At 74.1% G+C, this 16,969-nt stretch carries 18 protein-coding genes; 7 read left to right on the top strand and 11 right to left on the bottom strand.

All coding sequences use genetic code 11. The features are described from left to right. Positions 1–97: 97 nt before the first annotated feature. Together ACH4ZX_RS05215 and sigE are read right to left on the bottom strand one after the other, a co-directional pair. On the bottom strand, positions 98–1,075 hold the full coding sequence (locus ACH4ZX_RS05215; protein ID WP_398267744.1) for a zf-HC2 domain-containing protein: 978 nt from the start codon (positions 1,073–1,075) through the stop codon (positions 98–100). Continuing rightward, the gene (gene sigE, locus ACH4ZX_RS05220; RefSeq protein ID WP_398268374.1) at positions 1,072–1,776 is read right to left on the bottom strand and encodes an RNA polymerase sigma factor SigE; all 705 of its coding nucleotides are present in this window, start codon (positions 1,774–1,776) and stop codon (positions 1,072–1,074) included. The genes ACH4ZX_RS05215 and sigE overlap by 4 nt, the downstream gene beginning before the upstream one ends. A 282-nt stretch (positions 1,777–2,058) precedes the next feature. On the opposite strand from sigE, the gene ACH4ZX_RS05225 reads away from it, so the two are divergent. After that, positions 2,059–2,709, top strand: a complete 651-nt coding sequence (locus tag ACH4ZX_RS05225) for an O-methyltransferase (protein WP_398267747.1) — start codon at positions 2,059–2,061, stop codon at positions 2,707–2,709. A 152-nt stretch (positions 2,710–2,861) separates the two neighbouring features. Here ACH4ZX_RS05225 and ACH4ZX_RS05230 read toward each other — a convergent pair whose 3' ends face one another. Then, positions 2,862–3,029: a DUF3117 domain-containing protein gene (locus tag ACH4ZX_RS05230; RefSeq protein WP_003966491.1), complete on the bottom strand. Its 168-nt coding sequence runs from the start codon at positions 3,027–3,029 to the stop codon at positions 2,862–2,864. Between the two features lie 373 nt (positions 3,030–3,402). On the opposite strand from ACH4ZX_RS05230, the gene ACH4ZX_RS05235 reads away from it, so the two are divergent. Continuing rightward, entirely contained in the window at positions 3,403–4,206 is an 804-nt protein-coding gene (locus tag ACH4ZX_RS05235) for an enoyl-CoA hydratase/isomerase family protein (RefSeq protein WP_398267750.1), read from the top strand. On the opposite strand, the gene ACH4ZX_RS05240 is transcribed toward ACH4ZX_RS05235, so the two are convergent. Next, positions 4,172–4,807, bottom strand: coding sequence for a DNA-3-methyladenine glycosylase I (locus ACH4ZX_RS05240; RefSeq protein WP_398267752.1), 636 nt, complete (start codon positions 4,805–4,807; stop codon positions 4,172–4,174). The genes ACH4ZX_RS05235 and ACH4ZX_RS05240 overlap by 35 nt on opposite strands. Further along, positions 4,804–5,175, bottom strand: a complete 372-nt coding sequence (locus ACH4ZX_RS05245) for a DivIVA domain-containing protein (RefSeq protein ID WP_398268377.1) — start codon at positions 5,173–5,175, stop codon at positions 4,804–4,806. The genes ACH4ZX_RS05240 and ACH4ZX_RS05245 overlap by 4 nt, the downstream gene beginning before the upstream one ends. Before the next feature lie 143 nt (positions 5,176–5,318). Here ACH4ZX_RS05245 and folP point away from each other — a divergent pair, with 143 nt between their 5' ends. After that, positions 5,319–6,179, top strand: coding sequence for a dihydropteroate synthase (gene folP, locus ACH4ZX_RS05250; RefSeq protein ID WP_360741711.1), 861 nt, complete (start codon positions 5,319–5,321; stop codon positions 6,177–6,179). A 959-nt stretch (positions 6,180–7,138) separates the two neighbouring features. Here folP and ACH4ZX_RS05255 read toward each other — a convergent pair. Further along, complete coding sequence (locus tag ACH4ZX_RS05255) at positions 7,139–7,897, bottom strand: TIGR00730 family Rossman fold protein (RefSeq protein ID WP_398267756.1); 759 nt, start codon at positions 7,895–7,897, stop codon at positions 7,139–7,141. Between the two features lie 146 nt (positions 7,898–8,043). Then, complete coding sequence (dapE, locus tag ACH4ZX_RS05260; RefSeq protein WP_398267759.1) at positions 8,044–9,129, bottom strand: succinyl-diaminopimelate desuccinylase; 1,086 nt, start codon at positions 9,127–9,129, stop codon at positions 8,044–8,046. Positions 9,130–9,212: 83 nt separating this feature from the next. Here dapE and ACH4ZX_RS05265 point away from each other — a divergent pair, with 83 nt between their 5' ends. Both ACH4ZX_RS05265 and ACH4ZX_RS05270 read left to right on the top strand, forming a co-directional pair. After that, complete coding sequence (locus ACH4ZX_RS05265; RefSeq protein WP_398267762.1) at positions 9,213–10,214, top strand: heavy metal transporter; 1,002 nt, start codon at positions 9,213–9,215, stop codon at positions 10,212–10,214. Between the two features lie 275 nt (positions 10,215–10,489). Beyond that, positions 10,490–10,942 carry an ATP-binding protein gene (locus ACH4ZX_RS05270; protein ID WP_398267764.1) on the top strand — a complete coding sequence of 151 codons (453 nt, stop codon included), beginning with the start codon at positions 10,490–10,492 and terminating at the stop codon, positions 10,940–10,942. A 492-nt stretch (positions 10,943–11,434) separates the two neighbouring features. Here the strand turns inward: ACH4ZX_RS05270 and ACH4ZX_RS05275 are convergent, their stop codons facing one another. Together ACH4ZX_RS05275 and fdxA are read right to left on the bottom strand one after the other, a co-directional pair. Continuing rightward, positions 11,435–12,526, bottom strand: coding sequence for a bifunctional succinyldiaminopimelate transaminase/glutamate-prephenate aminotransferase (locus ACH4ZX_RS05275; protein ID WP_398267767.1), 1,092 nt, complete (start codon positions 12,524–12,526; stop codon positions 11,435–11,437). A gap of 131 nt (positions 12,527–12,657) precedes the next feature. Further along, positions 12,658–12,978 (bottom strand): ferredoxin, encoded by a 321-nt coding sequence (gene fdxA, locus ACH4ZX_RS05280; protein WP_324787515.1) that lies wholly within the window; start codon positions 12,976–12,978, stop codon positions 12,658–12,660. Between the two features lie 140 nt (positions 12,979–13,118). Here fdxA and ACH4ZX_RS05285 point away from each other — a divergent pair, with 140 nt between their 5' ends. Then, complete coding sequence (locus ACH4ZX_RS05285; RefSeq protein WP_398268380.1) at positions 13,119–14,159, top strand: GNAT family N-acetyltransferase; 1,041 nt, start codon at positions 13,119–13,121, stop codon at positions 14,157–14,159. Between the two features lie 62 nt (positions 14,160–14,221). Then, positions 14,222–15,088: a tetratricopeptide repeat protein gene (locus ACH4ZX_RS05290; RefSeq protein ID WP_398267771.1), complete on the top strand. Its 867-nt coding sequence runs from the start codon at positions 14,222–14,224 to the stop codon at positions 15,086–15,088. Between the two features lie 106 nt (positions 15,089–15,194). On the opposite strand, the gene ACH4ZX_RS05295 is transcribed toward ACH4ZX_RS05290, so the two are convergent. Both ACH4ZX_RS05295 and ACH4ZX_RS05300 read right to left on the bottom strand, forming a co-directional pair. Next, positions 15,195–15,809, bottom strand: coding sequence for a response regulator transcription factor (locus ACH4ZX_RS05295; RefSeq protein ID WP_398267774.1), 615 nt, complete (start codon positions 15,807–15,809; stop codon positions 15,195–15,197). Continuing rightward, on the bottom strand, positions 15,806–16,954 hold the full coding sequence (locus ACH4ZX_RS05300) for a sensor histidine kinase (RefSeq protein WP_398268383.1): 1,149 nt from the start codon (positions 16,952–16,954) through the stop codon (positions 15,806–15,808). Before ACH4ZX_RS05300 ends, ACH4ZX_RS05295 begins: the two co-directional genes overlap by 4 nt. Positions 16,955–16,969: the final 15 nt, after the last annotated feature.

Consider the following 16,969-nt stretch of genomic DNA (forward strand, 5'->3'; position numbering starts at 1 on the left):
CGACTCCGCGCCCGGTGACCAGGTCACGTCCTGGCCACGGGCATGGCTCACCCCGGATTCAACCAGGTTCCCGGGCGGTCGGTCAGCGGTCGGGCGGTCAGCGTGCGGTGCGCGACGGGGAGGGGGAGGCGGAGGACGTGTCGGGGGCGGGCGCGGCGAGCATGCCGGGTGACCTGACCTCGGGCGCGGTGGACCAGGAGGTCAGGGTGAGCGGCGGGGCGACGCCGGTGAGCGGCCGTATCAACGGCGACATGACGGCCGCACCGGCCATCACGGGCCCGGTCAGCGGGGGTGCGGCCTGCTGCGTCTGCCCGGAGCCCGCGGGGCTCGGTATGCCCGGCAGCAGCGGCGCGGAGACCTGTGTGGGGGCCGCCGTGGTGTCGCCGAGCGTGCGCTGGCCCTGGGCGAGCACCGGGCCGGTGCCGCGGCGCCGCTGGCTCTCGGGAGCCGTCGCGTTCCCGGTGCCCGGCGACCGCATCGGTGTGACGTTGCTGCCGGTGCCGTTGCCGCCGCGCGCGTCCGCGGTGTCGGCCGGTGAGCCGCCCGTGACGCCGCCCAGCGCGATCGCGGCGAGCGACACCGCCCCGGCGGCGGCGAACGCGATCCGCAGTCCGCGCGAGGCCGGACGCTCGGGCTCGCGGTGGCCTACGTCGTGGACGGGGAAGCCGTGGTCGGCGTCGGGTGCGGCGGTGTGCGCGCGGGCGGGCACGTAGCCGAGCTCGAAGCGCTCGCCTCGTCTCAGCCCGAACACTCCGCCGCCGAACCGTCCGGGGGCCGTTCCAGGGATTCCTCCCCCGCCGAAGGGCGAGCCGCCGTCCGTGTCGTCACCTCCCGCCGGGAGCCCCTGGAGACGGGCCAGGAAGCTCTCGGAGGGGGACGGCGGGGCCGCCTCCGCGAAGACGTTCTTCAACTGCCGCTGGGCGTCGGCCTCCGCCTTGCACCTGGCGCAGGTGGCCAGGTGGGCGAGGACACGCTCGCGCGACTCGTGACCGAGCTCTCCGTCCACCAGGGCGGAGAGTCGGTCTCCCAGGTGCTGCTCGGACAGGCGCCTCTCGGCGGGGCTTGATCCACTCACGCGGTCGCGCCCCCTCCCCCCAGCGCGGGGACACGGGCCATGAAGGAGCGGCGCTCGGCCGCCCGGGCCTGCGGGGAGCGGTGGGCGAGGGCCTTGCGCAGCTGCGAGCGGCCGCGGTGGATGCGCGAGCGGACCGTGCCGAGCTTGACGCCGAGGGTCGCGGCGATCTCCTCGTACGACAGCCCCTCGATGTCGCACAGGACGACCGCGGCGCGGAACTCGGGCGCGAGCGTGTCGAGGGCCTGCTGGACGTCCGCGTCGAAGTGCGCGTCGTTGAAGACCTGCTGCGGGTTGGGTTCGCGGCTGGGCAGGCGCTCGGCCGCGTCCTCGCCGAGGGCGTCGAAGCGGATGCGCTGCTTGCGGCGGACCATGTCGAGGAACAGGTTGGTGGTGATGCGGTGCAGCCAGCCCTCGAAGGTCCCCGGCGTGTACGTCGACAGGGAGCGGAAGACGCGGACGAAGACCTCCTGGGTGAGGTCCTCGGCGTCGTGCTGGTTGCCCGTGAGGCGGTAGGCCAGCCGGTAGACGCGTCCGCTGTGGGTGCTGACGATCTCCTCCCAGGTGGGCGGAGTCCACGCCTGCCCGTCCGCGTCGGTGGAGAAGGTCGCGGTCCGGTCCTGTTCAGCGGCGTGGCTGTGGTCAGCAGCGGTGTCGTTCACGGATTTCGGCCTGCCCGCCGATCCGAGAAAGCGCCACAGCACTCCTCCCCGATCCACAGGTACGGCCGCACCTCCCCTGTCGGCTCTGGTGGTGTCCAGTGGAGCCCCTACCATAGCCACCTCGCCCGTTAGCTCCGGATAAGCGGTTTTACGAGAATTTGATGTGGGCTGGCACCGCTCGGGCCGCTGCGCCCGCAGTTGCTCCGGTGTCCGCCCCGCGTCGTGATCCAACTGTGTCCCCCCGCTGTCGTCTCCACCCCTCTAAACGCCTGGTCCCATCTGCGGGTTCCCGGCGCCAACGGATACAGTCACGCCCAGGCAACCGTGGGACAGGAGAGGGTCATTACCGGCAACCGGCAGACGAGCTGGGCGTTCGCCGACGCCTATGTCGCCGAGGACGAAGCGCTGCGCTGGGCCCGCGACCGGGCCCGCGAGGCGGGGCTGCGCCCGGTGTCGCCCGGCACGGGCGCCGCGCTGCGGTTGCTGGCCGCCTCGGTGGACGCGAAGGCGGTGGCGGAGATCGGCACCGGCACGGGCGTCTCCGGGATCCATCTGCTGCACGGCATGCGCCCCGACGGGGTCCTGACGACCGTGGACCCCGAACCGGAGCACCAGCAGTTCGCCCGCCAGGCCTTTCGCGCGTCCGGATTCGCCAGCAACCGGGCCCGCTTCATCCCGGGGCGCGCGCTGGACGTGCTGCCCCGGCTCGCGGACGCCGGCTACGACCTCGTCTTCTGCGACGGCGACCGGCAGGAGGTCATGGACTACCTCGCTGAATCGTTGCGCCTACTGCGTACGGGAGGCCTGGTGGTTTTCGAGGGCGTCTTCGCCAACGGCCGCACGGTGGACTCGGGGCCGCAGCCCACGGAGGTGCTGCGGCTGCGGGAGCTGCTGCGCGGGGTGCGGGAAAGCCCTGAGCTGCTGCCGTCGCTGCTGCCGGTGGGCGACGGGCTGCTGTGCGCGGTCAAGCGCTAGCCCACCGCCGACGCCGACAGTGAGGACGGTGCGGACGGTGCGAACGGCCGACCGCAAGGCGGGCCGGGGACCCGGAACGCGGCAGCGCCGAAACAGCGGCCCCGGCACCGCTTGGGTGCCGGGGCCGCCGAAGGGGTATGGTCGCTTCCGCGTCAGCCGACGACCTTCTTGAGGGCGTCGCCCAGCGCGTCGGCCTCGTCAGGGGTCAGCTCGACGACGAGCCGACCGCCGCCTTCGAGCGGAACGCGCATGACGATGCCCCGCCCCTCCTTGGTCACCTCGAGCGGGCCATCACCCGTTCGCGGCTTCATGGCCGCCATGCTCGTTCCCCTTCCTGAAACCAGCTCATCGTCAAAGCCGACGGCCCTGGAGGGCACGTGCGGTCCTGGCGGGACACGCAACACCGGCATCGAACACATTGCTTCCCAGCCATTATCCCGCATCTCAGGACCCGATGACCAACATCGGTAGGCATCGCTTGGGCAACGCGCGCGAGCAAAACCACTCAATTCGGCGATGTGGCTGCGATACTTCGCCGCCGTGCGGAGTTTCGCCGCCCCGAAACGGGGCCGGATTCTTTGACGCAGGTCACACGTCCCCTGCGGTGCGCGGACGGTGATCTCCGTCATGCTGTCCTTCGGACAGGGCGTACCGGCCGGTACGCCGCGACCGCGACATGCGGAGGGGACACACATGGCCGACACCGTGCTCTACGAGGTGGGCGACGGACTCGCGACGATCACGCTGAACCGCCCCGAGGCGATGAACGCGCTGAACATCGCGACCAAGGTCGCCCTGCGGGACGCGGTCCAGTCCGCGGCGGAGGACGACGCCGTACGGGCGGTGCTGCTGACCGCCGCCGGGGACCGGGCGTTCTGCGTGGGGCAGGACCTCAAGGAGCACATCGGGCTGCTGGCGCAGGACCGGGAGACCGGCACCTCGCACACCATGAGCACGGTGCGCGAGCACTACAACCCCATCATGCGGGCGCTGACGGAGATGCCGAAGCCGGTGGTGGCGGGGGTGAACGGGGTCGCGGCCGGGGCCGGCTTCGGTTTCGCGCTCGCCGCGGACTTCCGTGTGGTGGCCGACACGGCCGCCTTCAACACCTCGTTCGCGGGGGTGGCGCTGACCGCCGACTCCGGGATCTCCTGGACGCTGCCGCGTGTCGTCGGGCCCGCTCGCGCGGCCGACCTGCTGCTGTTCCCGCGCAGCGTCAAGGCGCAGGAGGCGTACGAGCTGGGGATCGCCAACCGTCTGGTGCCGGCCGGCGAGCTGCGCGCGGAGGCCGAGAAGGTGGCGCGGGCGCTGGCCGAGGGGCCGACGGTGGCGTACGCGGCGATCAAGGAGGCGGTGGCGTACGGGTTCTCCCACTCGCTCGCGGAGACGCTGGAGAAGGAGGACGAGCTGCAGACCCGCGCGGGGCGGTCGGCGGACCACGTGATCGCGGTGGAGGCGTTCGTCAACAAGGAGAAGCCGAAGTACCTGGGACGCTGAGCGTGTCGCCGGACGCGTCGCGCGACGCGTCACGGGCGACGCATCCCTCCAGGTGGTCGTCGACCAGACCGCAGGCCTGCATCAGCGCGTAGGCGGTCGTCGGGCCGACGAAGCGCAGGCCCCGCTTTTTCAGTGCCTTGGACAGGGCCGTCGACTCCGGGGTGACCGCGGGGACGTCGGACAGCGTCTTCGGCGCCGGCCCGGGGGCCGGGGCGTGGGACCAGATCAGGGCGTCCAGCTCGCCCGGCGCCCACTCGGCGAGCACGCGCGCGTTGGCGCAGGTGGCGTCGATCTTGGCTCGGTTGCGGATGATGCCCGGGTCGGCGAGGAGGCGCTCGCGGTCCTCGTCCGTGAAGGCCGCGACCGCCGCGATCTCGAAGCCGGCGAAGGCGGCGCGGAAGCCGGGGCGGCGGCGCAGGATGGTGATCCAGGACAGGCCGGACTGGAACGCCTCCAGGCTGAGCCGCTCGAAGAGGGCGTCGTCGCCGTGGACCGGGCGGCCCCACTCCTCGTCGTGGTACGTCACGTAGTCGGGGGTGGACAGGCCCCAGGGGCAGCGCGGGACGCCGTCGGGGCCGACGAGCGCGGCCGTGTCGTTCACTGCTGGTCCTCCGGGCCGTGCGCGGGCTTGTCGAGGGGGGTGGGCGCGTCGTGGGCGGTCTGGGCGGCGGCCCGCGCACCCGCCAGCGCGGTCTCCAGGTCGGCGATGCGGGCGTCGCGCTCGGCGAGCTCGGCGGCCAGGCGGTTCAGGGCGTCGTCGACGTCCGCCATCCGGTAGCCGCGGGCGGCGAGGGGGAAGCGAAGGTCGTCGACGTCGGCGCGGCTCAGCGGGCGGTCCGGCGGCAGGGGGTCGTGCAGCCGCTCCGGGACGGCCTCCGGGAGCGGGCCTTCTCCTCCGCCGCCGCCCACCACGGCCAGTGTCACCGCCGCCACCACGACGGCCAGAGCGACGACCAGGAACAGGAACATAACCATCGCCGGGGTCCCCAAGCTCGATGTTCGTACAGCCTCAATGTGTCAGGGTCCGATCGTGCCATGCGACGCTGGCGGTTAGGGTCGCAGGCGGCCGAACGGCCGGGACACCCAGGACGCACTAGGAGAGGTCACAGGGGATGCTCAGGCTGGGCAGGCGCACGTTCGAGGCGCACGAGCCGGTGATCATGGCGATCGTGAACCGGACCCCGGATTCCTTCTACGACCAGGGGGCGACCTTCCGGGACGAGCCGGCCCTCGCGCGCGTGGAGCAGGCCGTGGCGGAGGGGGCGGCCATCATCGACATCGGCGGGGTGAAGGCCGGGCCCGGCGAGGAGGTGACCGCCGAGGAGGAGGCGCGGCGGACGGTCGGGTTCGTGGCGGAGGTCAGGCGCCGTTTCCCCGACGTCGTCATCAGCGTCGACACCTGGCGGCACGAGGTCGGCGAGGCCGTGTGCGAGGCGGGCGCGGACCTGCTCAACGACGCGTGGGGCGGGGTCGACCCCCGGCTGGCGGAGGTCGCGGCGCGCCACGGGGCGGGGCTGGTGTGCACGCACGCGGGCGGCGCCCGGCCGCGGACACGTCCGCACCGGGTGGCGTACGACGACGTCATGGCCGACATCCTGCGGGTGACGCTGGGGCTGGCGGAGCGGGCGGTGGCGCTGGGGGTGCCGCGGGAGTCGGTGCTGATCGACCCCGGGCACGACTTCGGCAAGAACACGCGGCACAGCCTGGAGGCGACGCGGCGGCTGGACGAGATGGTGGCCACCGGGTGGCCGGTGCTGGTGTCGCTGTCCAACAAGGACTTCGTGGGCGAGACGCTGGACCGCCCGGTGAAGGAGCGCGTCCTGGGGACCCTGGCGACGACCGCGGTCTCGGCGTGGCTCGGCGCCCAGGTCTACCGCGTCCACGAGGTGGCGGAGACCCGCCAGGTACTCGACATGGTCACCGCGATCGCCGGCCACCGCCCCCCGACGGTGGCCCGCCGGGGCCTGGCGTAGGGCGGGGGCCGGTGCCGGGCCTGGCGCCGGGGTCCGGGAACCGGGTGCTGGGGGCGCGGCCCCCGTGCCCCCGGCGGTGGCCGCCGGGATTCAGCGTCGGGCCGGGGTCCGGGGTAGAGACGTCCGAGGGCCAGGGCCGGGTTGTGCGGGGCCAGAGGGAGGCCTGAGGCCCAGAGGCCGACGCCAGGCCGCGAGCCGCCATGAAGCCGGGGCCGAGGGCCGGGAGCCGCCATGAAGCCGGGGCCGAGGGCCGGGAGCCCGGAACGAGCGACCGGGGCCCGGACCGAAGGCCACGGCCCGGAAGCCTAGGTCCCGGGGCCGGGGCCCGTCCCCCGCGCCACGATGGTGGCGCGCCGGGATTCGGCGTCGGGCCGGGGTCCCGGGGGTCGAGACCCGAGGGTCAGGGGCAGAAGCCCAGAGGCTGGCGCAGGGCCGGGAGCCGGCATGAAGCCGGGCCGAGGTTCGGGCGCCGGGACGGACGCCGGGGCCAGGACCAGGACCAGGGCCGGGAGCCGAGGTCCGGGAGCCGAGGTCCGGGAGCCGAGGTCCGGGAGCCGAGGTCCGGGAGCCGGGGCCCGGGAGCCGAGGTCCGGGAGCCGAGGTCCGGGAGTCGGGGCCCGGGGAAGCCGGGCCGGGGCCAAGACCCGGAGGCCGAGGTCACGGGACCGAGGTCCAGTGGCCGCGGGGCAAGGGGCCGAACCAGCAGGCCCGGGGGCAAAGGCCCGGGCCGGGGCCGGGGTCCGGAGGCCCGGAGCCGAGCCCGGTGCCCCGACGGTGACCCACCGCGGGCCGGCGTCGGGGCGGGGCCCACGGCCGGCGTACCCCCGCCGGTGACCCGCCGAGGGCCGGGGCCCAGGGGCCGGGGCCAAGACCAGAAGCCGGGGTCCCGGGGCCGAGGGCCGGTGTCGGGGCGGAGCCAGGGGGTTCAGGGCCGGGGGCCGGGGGCGAGCCGGGTGGGGTCAGCGGCCGGCTTCCTTGGAGACCAGGGCTACCGCTTCGTCCACCTCGTCCGTGACGTGGAACAGCAGCAGGTCGTCCGGGGACACCTTGCCCTGGGCCGCCATCGTGTTGCGCAGCCAGTCCACCAGGCCGCCCCAGTAGTCGGTGCCGAACAGGACGATCGGGAAGCGGGTGACCTTCTGGGTCTGCACCAGGGTCAGCGCCTCGAAGAACTCGTCCAGGGTGCCGAGTCCGCCGGGCAGGACCACGAACCCCTGCGCGTACTTCACGAACATCATCTTGCGGACGAAGAAGTACCGGAAGTTCAGGCCGATGTCGACGTAGGGGTTGAGGCCCTGCTCGAAGGGGAGCTCGATGCCGAGGCCGACCGAGGCGCCGCCGGCCTCGCAGGCGCCCCGGTTCGCGGCCTCCATGGCGCCGGGGCCGCCGCCCGTGATGACCGCCCAGCCCGCCTCCGCGAGACCGCGGCCCAGGCGCACGCCCGCCTCGTACTCCGGCGAGTCCACCGGCGTCCGGGCCGAGCCGAACACGCTGATGGCGGGCGGGAGTTCGGCCAGCGTGCCGAAGCCCTCGACGAACTCCGACTGGATGCGCAGCACCCGCCAGGGATCGGTGTGGACCCAGTCCGCGGGGGCGCGCTCGTCCAGCAGCCGCTGGTCCGTCGTGCTCGCCGTCACCTGTCCGCGCCTGCGCAGAACCGGTCCCAGGCGCTGTTCCTGCGGCGGTGGCGTCTTCCCCCTCGGGTTGCCTGTTGCCATGTGCGCTCCCTCCGCGGTCGATGCCTCCCCGTCCCGAGCGAAGTCGAGAGGTGGGGAAAGGTGTTTCCGCCTCAGCGTAGATCCACACCCGTTACGGCCGGGGGACTTGGACGTGTCCGCCGCGCGGCACGACCCCGCACGTGGTCCTAGGCCGGTGCCGTCAGCCAGGCCCGCAGGCGCTCCTCACCCGCCAGGATCTTCGCGGTTTCGACCCGTTCGTCCCGCTTGTGTGCCAAGTGCGGGTTGCCCGGGCCGTAGTTGACGGCCGGGATGCCGAGGGAGGAGAAGCGCGACACGTCCGTCCAGCCGTACTTGGGCCGCGGGACGCCGCCCACCGCCTCGATGAAGGCCGCGGCGGCGGGGTGGGACAGGCCGGGCAGCGCGCCGCCGCTGTGGTCGTCGATCACGAACTCCTCCACCCCGCAGTCCGCGAACACCTCGCGGACGTGCGCGACGGCCTCCTCCTCGGTGCGGTCGGGTGCGTAGCGGAAGTTGACCGTGACGACGCACTCGTCGGGGATGACGTTGCCCGCGACGCCGCCCGAGATGCCGACCGCGTTCAGGCCCTCCCGGTACTCCAGGCCGTCGATCACCGGGTGGCGCGGCGTGTAGGAGGCGAGGCGGGCCAGGATCGGCGCCGCCGCGTGGATGGCGTTGGAGCCCATCCAGCCGCGCGCCGAGTGGGCCCGCTCGCCCTTCGTCTTCAGCAGCACCCGGAGCGTGCCCTGGCAGCCGCCCTCGACCTCGCCGTCCGACGGCTCGAGCAGCACCGCGAAGTCGCCCTCCAGCCACTCCGGACGGTCCTCCGCCACGTGCTTGAGGCCGTTCAGCTCGGCGGCGACCTCCTCGTTGTCGTAGAAGACGAAGGTCAGGTCGCGGTTCGGGGCCGGGACGGTGGCCGCGATGCGCAGCTGGACCGCGACGCCCGCCTTCATGTCGCAGGTGCCGCAGCCCCACAGGACGCCGTCCTCGTCCAGCCGGGAGGGGACGTTGTCCGCGATCGGGACCGTGTCGATGTGGCCGGCCAGGATCACCCGCTGCGAGCGGCCCAGGTCCGTGCGGGCCACGACGTTGTTGCCGTACCGGTGGACCGTCAGGTGCGGCAGGGCGCGCAGGGCGTTCTCGATGGCGTCGGCGAGGGGCTGCTCGGTGCCGCTCTCGGAGGGGAAGTCGACGAGCCGCGCGGTCAGCTCGGCGGCGTCCAACGTGAGGTCAAGCGGGGTGTCGGCCATGCTGTCGACCCTAACGCGTCTGCCTCGTCACACCGTCTGCACCCGCCTCGCCGCCCTCTCGTGGCTCCGCTACCTTGTACGGCGTGTCAGAGCCGTCCCCCCACCCCGTCAAGCGCCGCCGCCGCGTCCTCCGTTTCGGTGCGGCCCTCATGACCCTGCTCGCCGTCGCCGGTTACCTCGTGGTGCAGTACGTCACCGGGGGCAGGAGCGGCCCGGGCTGCACGGTGGTGTCGGGCGAGGACGACGGCGCGCGCTACGAGTTCACGCCGGAGCAGGCGGTGAACGCGGCGACGATCGCCGCCGTCGGCACCGGGCGCGGGATGCCCGAACGGGCCGTGACGATCGCGCTCGCGACCGCGCTGCAGGAGTCGGGGCTGCGCAACATCGAGCACGGCGACCGGGATTCGCTGGGCCTGTTCCAGCAGCGGCCCTCACAGGGCTGGGGCACGCCGCGGCAGATCATGGAGCCGGCGTACGCGGCGGGCGTCTTCTACGAGCACCTCGGCAAGGTGCCCGGCTACACCCGGCTGCCGCTCACGGTCGCCGCGCAGCGCGTGCAGCGCAGCGGCTATCCGGAGGCGTACGCCAAGCACGAGCCGGACGCGAAGCTGCTCGCCGCCGCCCTCACCGGGCACGCGGCGGCCACGCTCACCTGCCGGGGCAACCCGGACACGGCCGCCGTCCAGGCGGGCCCCGACGCGGTCCGCTCCGCGCTGGTACGGGACTTCGGGCGCGACGTCCTGCAGGACGCGGGCGCGGAGGTGGGCGACCGGGCCACGCCGACGCCCTCCCCCTCGCCCTCGCCCTCGTCCTCGCCGAGCGCGCAGGACGGCACGCGGACCGTCACGCTGCCCGTGGCGGCCGGCGCGAGCCCCGCGAAGGGCGGTACCGCGCAGCAGCGCGGCTGGCAGCTGGCGCACTGGGCGGTCGCCAACGCCTCCGCGCTGCACATCGAGCGCGTCTCGTTCGCCGGGCGGGAGTGGACCGCCGGGACCAGCGCCCCCCGGTGGCGCGCGACCGGCACGCAGAGCTCCGGGGAGACCGGGCGGACGGCGGACGCGGTCCGGATCGTCACCGGGCAGTAGTACGGATCCTCACCCGCACGGGTCACCCGGGCCGGTTGACCGGCCCGGTGCGCGGCTGTTTTCGCCCGGCCCCGGCGGATTCACGAAAAGCCTTGGGAACACAGGGCCGTAAGGATTCGACAGCCGCGCGCGCCGCGCCCTTTTCACCCGCATTCGTCCGCAGCCGATAATGCGACGCATTGCCAACTCTTTACGGTTTCGCTCCGCAACCTCGGAGGGGCTTCGAGCGGTAGTCACGGCGTCCGAGCAAGACCCTCTCCCGTCGAAGGAGCATCATGACCCTCCCCCTGACCCGTCGGATCGCCCGTGCCGCGCTGCTCGTCGCAGCGGGAGCGGCAGCCGGGGTCGGTGCGGCCGGCTCCGCGAGCGCGGCCCCCGAACTGCCCGCCACCCCGAACGTCGGGGGCCTGACCTCCCTGGACGGGGCGAACGTCGGCCACACCGTCGACGGCGCGGCGCAGAACGTCACCCGGGTCGCGGGCGGCGCCGGCGGCAAGGCGGTCAAGAAGGCGGTGCCGACCGCGACCAGGACCGGCGGCAAGGTGGCGAAGCAGGCGGCGCCGGTGGCGCGGAAGGCCGTGGGAGACGCGACGGGCTCCGCCGAGGGCGTCCTCGGCGACACCACGAAGACGGCGGCCAAGGGCGGCCTGCCGACGGACGCGCTGACCAAGGGCGGCATCCCGACCGCGAAGACCCTCCCGGCGAAGGGCCTCCCGCTGGGCGGCTGAGCCCCCGCACGACTGCGGGCCCGGGCACCGCCGCCCGGGCCCGCAGCCATGTGCGCCGGCCCGGGACGGGTACCGAGCAGCAGCCCGCTCACCGGGCCACGCAGCCACACGCACCGGGCCCCAGCCGCCACGGCGATGCCACCCGGAAGCCGCGGCCTGTGCGCCAGGCCACGCAACCGCGCGCAGCGGGCCACCCGACCGTCCGCACCGGGCCCCAGCCACCGCGGCGATACCGCCCAGGAGCCGCAGCCGTGTACGCCGGGCCGGGGGCGCGTACCGAGCCGCAGCCGGTCGCCCGCGGGCCCGCACGCCAGGCCCCAGCCATACCCACCGGGCCGCGCAACCAGACGCACCGGGTCGCGCAGCCACGCGCTGCGGGCCACGCCGACCGTCCGCGCCGGGCCCCAGCCGCCGCAGCGATACCGCCCAGGGCCGAGGTCGCGTGGCCGCTCCGGGCCCCCGGAGCCGTTTGCGGGTGGCCGTGGGGGTGGGTTACAGGCGCTCTACGGCTGCTCGGATCCGTTCGTCCGTCGCTGTCAGGGCCACCCGGACGAAGCGGTCGCCCGCCGGGCCGTAGAAGTCGCCGGGGGCCACCAGGATGCCGAGGCCGGCGAGGTGGGCCACCGTGTCCCAGCAGGACTCGTCGCGCGTGGCCCACAGGTAGAGGCTGGCCTCGCTGTGCTCGATGCGGAAGCCGTGCCCGGTCAGCGCCTCGCGCAGGGCGGCGCGGCGGGCCGCGTACCGCTCCCGCTGCTCGCGGACGTGGCTGTCGTCGCCGAGGGCGGCCACCACGGCCGCCTGGGTCGGCGCGGGCGTCATCATGCCGCCGTGCTTGCGGATCTCCAGCAGGGGCCCGAGGACGGCCGGGTCACCGGCCAGGAAGGCCGCGCGGTAGCCGGCCAGGTTCGACCGCTTGGACAGCGAGTGGACCGCCACGATGCCGTCGTACGAGCCGCCGTTGACGTCCGGGTGCAGGACGGAGACCGGGTCGGCCTCCCAGCCCAGCTCGATGTAGCACTCGTCGGAGAAGACCAGCACGCCGTGCTCGCGGGCCCAGGCCACGATCCGGGTCAGCTCGTCCTTGCCGAGCACCTTGCCCGTCGGGTTGGACGGGGAGTTCAGCCACAGCAGCTTCAGGCCCTCGGGGTCCAGCTCGGTCGGGTCGTCGTAGGCGACGTGTTCGGCGCGGGCCAGGCGGGCGCCGACCTCGTAGGTCGGGTAGGCCAGCCGCGGGAAGGCGACCTTGTCGCCGGGGCCGAGGCCCAGCTGGGTGGGCAGCCAGGCGACCAGTTCCTTGGAGCCGACGACCGGCAGGACGTGCCGGTGGGTGACCTCGCGGGCCCCCAGACGGCGCTCGAGCCAGCCCGTGATCGCGTCGCGCAGCGCCGGGGTGCCCCAGACCGTCGGGTAGCCCGGGGAGTCCGCCGCGTCGATCAGGGCCTTCTGGATCAGTTCGGGGACCGGGTCGACGGGGGTGCCGACGGACAGGTCGACGATGCCGCCCGGGTGCGCGGCGGCCGTCTTCTTGTACGGCTCCAGCTTGTCCCAGGGGAAGGCCGGGAGGCGGTCGGTGACTGCGGACACGGGTGGTGGCTCACTTTCTCAGGAAACGGCTCGGGCCCTCGTACGGCAAACGCCTCGGCCCCGCACGGTGATCGTCGACGATCAGGCCGTACGGGACCGAGGCGGCGCATGTCGCGGGGCCGCTTACGGGGTCACTCGGCCTGCGGCGGCAGCGCGGCGATGATCGGGTGGTCACGCTCGATCAGGCCCAGCTTGCTGGCGCCGCCCGGCGAGCCCAGCTCGTCGAAGAACTCGACGTTCGCCTTGTAGTAGTCCTTCCACTCCTCCGGCACGTCGTCCTCGTAGAAGATCGCCTCGACCGGGCAGACCGGCTCACAGGCACCACAGTCGACGCATTCGTCCGGATGGATGTACAAGGACCGGGAGCCCTCGTAGATGCAGTCGACCGGGCACTCCTCGATGCACGCCTTGTCCTTCACGTCGACACAAGGCTGCGCGATGACGTAGGTCACGCTGTCGTTCCTCCTCGATTGGGCGCTGGCGGGCCTCCTCAGGCTCCGCCGCCTGGCGCGCGGGAGCGCGGCGTCGTCGATGCCCGCCCCTAGTATCTCCGTTCCTGGGCATGATCCGAACAGGAGGGGTGAACCGACCCGTGGAAATCTCGGCCGCTGGACGCCTCGAGGTCCGAATCACCGCTGCTGACGTGGGGAAACGTGTCTCCGTGCGGCGCCTGAGCGAACCTGGAGTCACGCAGGAGAAGTTCACCGACACGGTGGGTGTTCTCACATCATGGGACGAAGGTGTGCTGCTCATCACACGGAAGAGCGGTGAGAGCGTCCGGATACCGGAGTCCGCGCTGGTCGCGGGGAAGGTGGTGCCCGCCGCACCGGCCCGCCGCCGGGGCCCCGCCACCTCCTACGAGGAGCTCGCGCGGGTCTCCTCGCGCGCGTGGCGGCCGGTGGAGAGCGAGCTGCTGGGCGGATGGGAGCTGCGGGCGGCGGCCGGGTTCACCCGGCGGGCCAACTCGGTGCTCCCGCTCGGCGACCCGGGCGTGCCCCTCGACGACGCGCTGACCGCCGTACGGCGGTGGTACGGCGACCGCGGCCTGCCCGCGTACGTCCAGACCGCGACCGGGGCCGAGGGCACGCAGGAGCTGCTGTGCGCGGAGCTGGAGCGGCGCGGGTGGGTGCGCGGGGTGACCGCCGAGCTGTGGGTCGGCGGGCTCGCGCCGGTCGCCGACCGGGCGGACGGGACGGGTGTCGTGCTGTCCCGCACCGCCGACGCGGCGTGGCTGGCGCGCTACCGGCGCAAGGGCGTGAGCGAGGTCGCCCTGAAGGTGCTGGGATCGGGACCGTCGGTGTGGTTCGCGACGGTGCCGGGCGCCTCGGAGGGGGCCGCCGAGGGGGCCGCGGAGGGGGCCGCGCCCGCCGCGATCGGGCGGTGCGTCGTGGACGGGCGGTGGGCGGGCTTCGCCGCCGTCGAGGTCGACCCCGCGCAGCGGCGGCGGGGGCTGGCGACCACGGTGATGGCCGCGCTGGCCCGGCGGGCCCTCGACGAGGGCGCCTCGGCCGCGTGGCTCCAGGTCGAGACGGACAACGCGGCGGCGCGGACGCTGTACGCCGGAATGGGCTTCACCGCGCACCACGCGTACCACCACTACCGTCAGCCGGACGGTGACGAAGCCGGGCGGTGACGAGCCGCCGCGAAACCGCCGCGAAACCGCCGTGAGCCGCCGTGGAAGGGCACGAGCCTGATATGAGTCCCCGCTGTCCCCCGTCCCCCTGTCCCCCGCCGCCCGAGCGGTCCGCGCCGCTGCGGCGGCTGTTCGACGAGGAGGCCCGGTCGGAGCGGCCAGACCTGGCCACGCTGTGCCTGCTGGTGGGCGCGCAGGCGGACGGAACGCTGGACGAGGCAGGCATGGACGCCGCGCAGCTGGAGCTCGACCGGCTGGCGGGACGGCTGCCGTTCCGGCCGGGCGGGCCGACGGCGTGGGCGGAGGCGCTGCGACGGCTGCTGGGCGAGGGCGAGGGCTTCCGCGGCTCCCCCGCCGACTACCGGCGCCTGGAGTCGTCGCTGCTGCACGAGGTGCTGCGCCGGCGGCGCGGGCTGCCGATCATACTGTCGGTGGTGTGGATGGAGGTGGCCAGGAGAGCGGGCGCGCCGGTGTACGGGGTCGCGCTGCCCGGACACTTCGTCGTCGGGTTCGGGCCGCAGGAGGAGCAGGTGCTGGCCGACCCGTTCGACGGCGGGCGGGTGCTCGGCGGGGTAGACGTGGAGCTGCTGGTCGCGGGGGCCACCGGGGCGCCGCTGGAGCCGTCGATGCTGACGCCGGCCGGTCCGCTGGAGGTGGTCTCGCGGATCCTGAACAACATCCGCGCGTGGGCGGCGGCCCGGCCCGAGCGGTCGGACGTGGCGCTGTGGGCGGTGGAGCTGGCGCTGCTGCTGCCCTCGCATCCGGCGCGGCTGCGCTACGAGCGGGCGCAACTGCTGGTGCAGCGGGGCGACTTCCTCGCCGGGGCGGCGGAGCTGGAGGCGTACGCCGAGGTGGTGGCCGCGGTCGACGAACAGACGGCGCGGCAGGTGCGGCGCCAGGCCCACTCGGCGCGGGCGATGCTCAACTGAGGCGTCCGGGCCACTACGGCGTCACAGCCACTACGCCGTCACAGCCACTAAGGCGTCCCAGCCACTACGCCGTCCCAGCCACTACGCCGTCCCAGCCACTACGGCGTCACAGCCAGCCCTTGTCGCGGGCGATCCGCACCGCTTCCGCCCGGTTGCGCACCGCCAGTTTCTGGATCGCGGTGGAGAGGTAGTTGCGGACGGTGCCCTGCGACAGGTGCAGGGCGGCCGCGAGTTCGGCGTTCGTGGAGCCGTCGGCCGCCGCGCGCAGCACCTCGCGCTCGCGGTCCGTGAGCGGGTTCGCGCCCTCGGCCAGGGCCGCCGCCGCGAGGGTGGGGTCGATGACCCGTTCGCCCTCCAGCACCTTGCGTACCGCACCGGCCAGTTGGGCGGCCGGGGCGTCCTTGACGAGGAAGGCGTCGGCGCCGGCCTCCATTGCGCTGCGCAGGTAGCCGGGGCGGCCGAAGGTGGTCAGGACGACCAGCTTCACATCCGGCAGCTCCGCGTGCACCCGGGCCGCGGCCTCGATGCCGGTGCAGCCGGGCATCTCGATGTCGAGCAGGGCCACGTCCACGTCGTGCTCGCGCGCCGCGGCCAGCACCTCGTCGCCGCGCGCGACCTGGGCGACGACCTCGATGTCGTCCTCGAGGCCGAGCAGGGCGGCCAGTGCCTCGCGGACCATCGACTGGTCCTCGGCGAGCAGGACCTTGATCGTGGAGCTCATGCCCCGGATCCTACGTCCGCCCCGCTGTCCACGGGGACTCGGGCGACCAGCCGGAACCCGCGTCTGGTGCCGCCCGCCTCCAGGGTGCCGCCGGCCTTCTCCAGGCGCTCGGCCAGGCCCGTGAGGCCGTTGCCGGCGCCCTTGCCGGGGCCGCCCCGGCCGTCGTCCTCGACGGACAGTTCCAGCACCCGCCCGTCGAGGGTCTGGCGGGTGAGCAGTCCGATGGTGCAGCGCCGGGCGCCGCTGTGCCGTACGACGTTGGTGACCGCCTCGCGCAGTGCCCAGGCCAGGGCCGACTCGCTCTCCTCGGGGACGCCGGTGAGGTCGGGTTCGGCGGGCAGGTCGGCGGTGACGTCGGCCGCCGCCAGCGCCACCTGGGCGCCGGCGAGTTCGGCGGCCAGCCGGGGGCGCCGGTAGCCGGTGACGGCCTCCCGGACGTCGACCAGGGCCTGGCGGCTGACCTGCTCGATGTCGGCGACCTGGCGGGCCGCCTTGTCGGGGTGGTCGGGGAGCATGCGGCCGGCCAGCTCGCTCTTCAGCGTGATCAGCGACAGCGAGTGGCCGAGGAGGTCGTGCAGGTCCCGGGCGAGGCGCAGCCGCTCCTCGTTGGCGGCGAGCTGGGCGACCTGGGCGCGGGCCCGGCGCAGTTCGACCGTCGTGCGCACCAGTTGCCGTACGCCCGTCATCGCGAAGCCGATGAGCAGGACCAGGAGGACGAGGGTCCACAGGTCCTGCTCCCCGTCGGCGAGGGCGATCGCCGTCATCACGGCCGTGGTGAGGGCGATCGTCCAGTAGGCGGTCCGCAGCGGGAAGGTGGCGCCGCAGGCGACGGAGACGTAGACGAACAGCCCGAGCCAGTGCGGGCCGAGGGCCAGGGACAGGACGACGGCGAGCACGCCGAGGCCGGCGACCAGGCTGGCCACGAGCGGGCCGGGGAACGGCCGGCCCATGGTGCGGAAGACCAGCGTCAGGTAGGTGCCCACGAAGACCGCCAGGCCGGTCCAGCCGGCCGCCGTGGCGGCGGTGGTGTGGTGGCCGGAGAGCAGGTCGTTCACGGGCGAGCTGAGGAAGACCAGCCAGATGACGATCCACAGCAGCTTGCGCCCCGCCTCGCGCAGGGTGCGGGGCGGCTGCCCGATGGGCATACCGCCGCTCTCCCC

The sequence above is a fragment of the Streptomyces sp. NPDC020490 genome (assembly GCF_044335305.1).
In the GTDB taxonomy this organism is placed as follows: Bacteria; Actinomycetota; Actinomycetes; order Streptomycetales; family Streptomycetaceae; genus Streptomyces.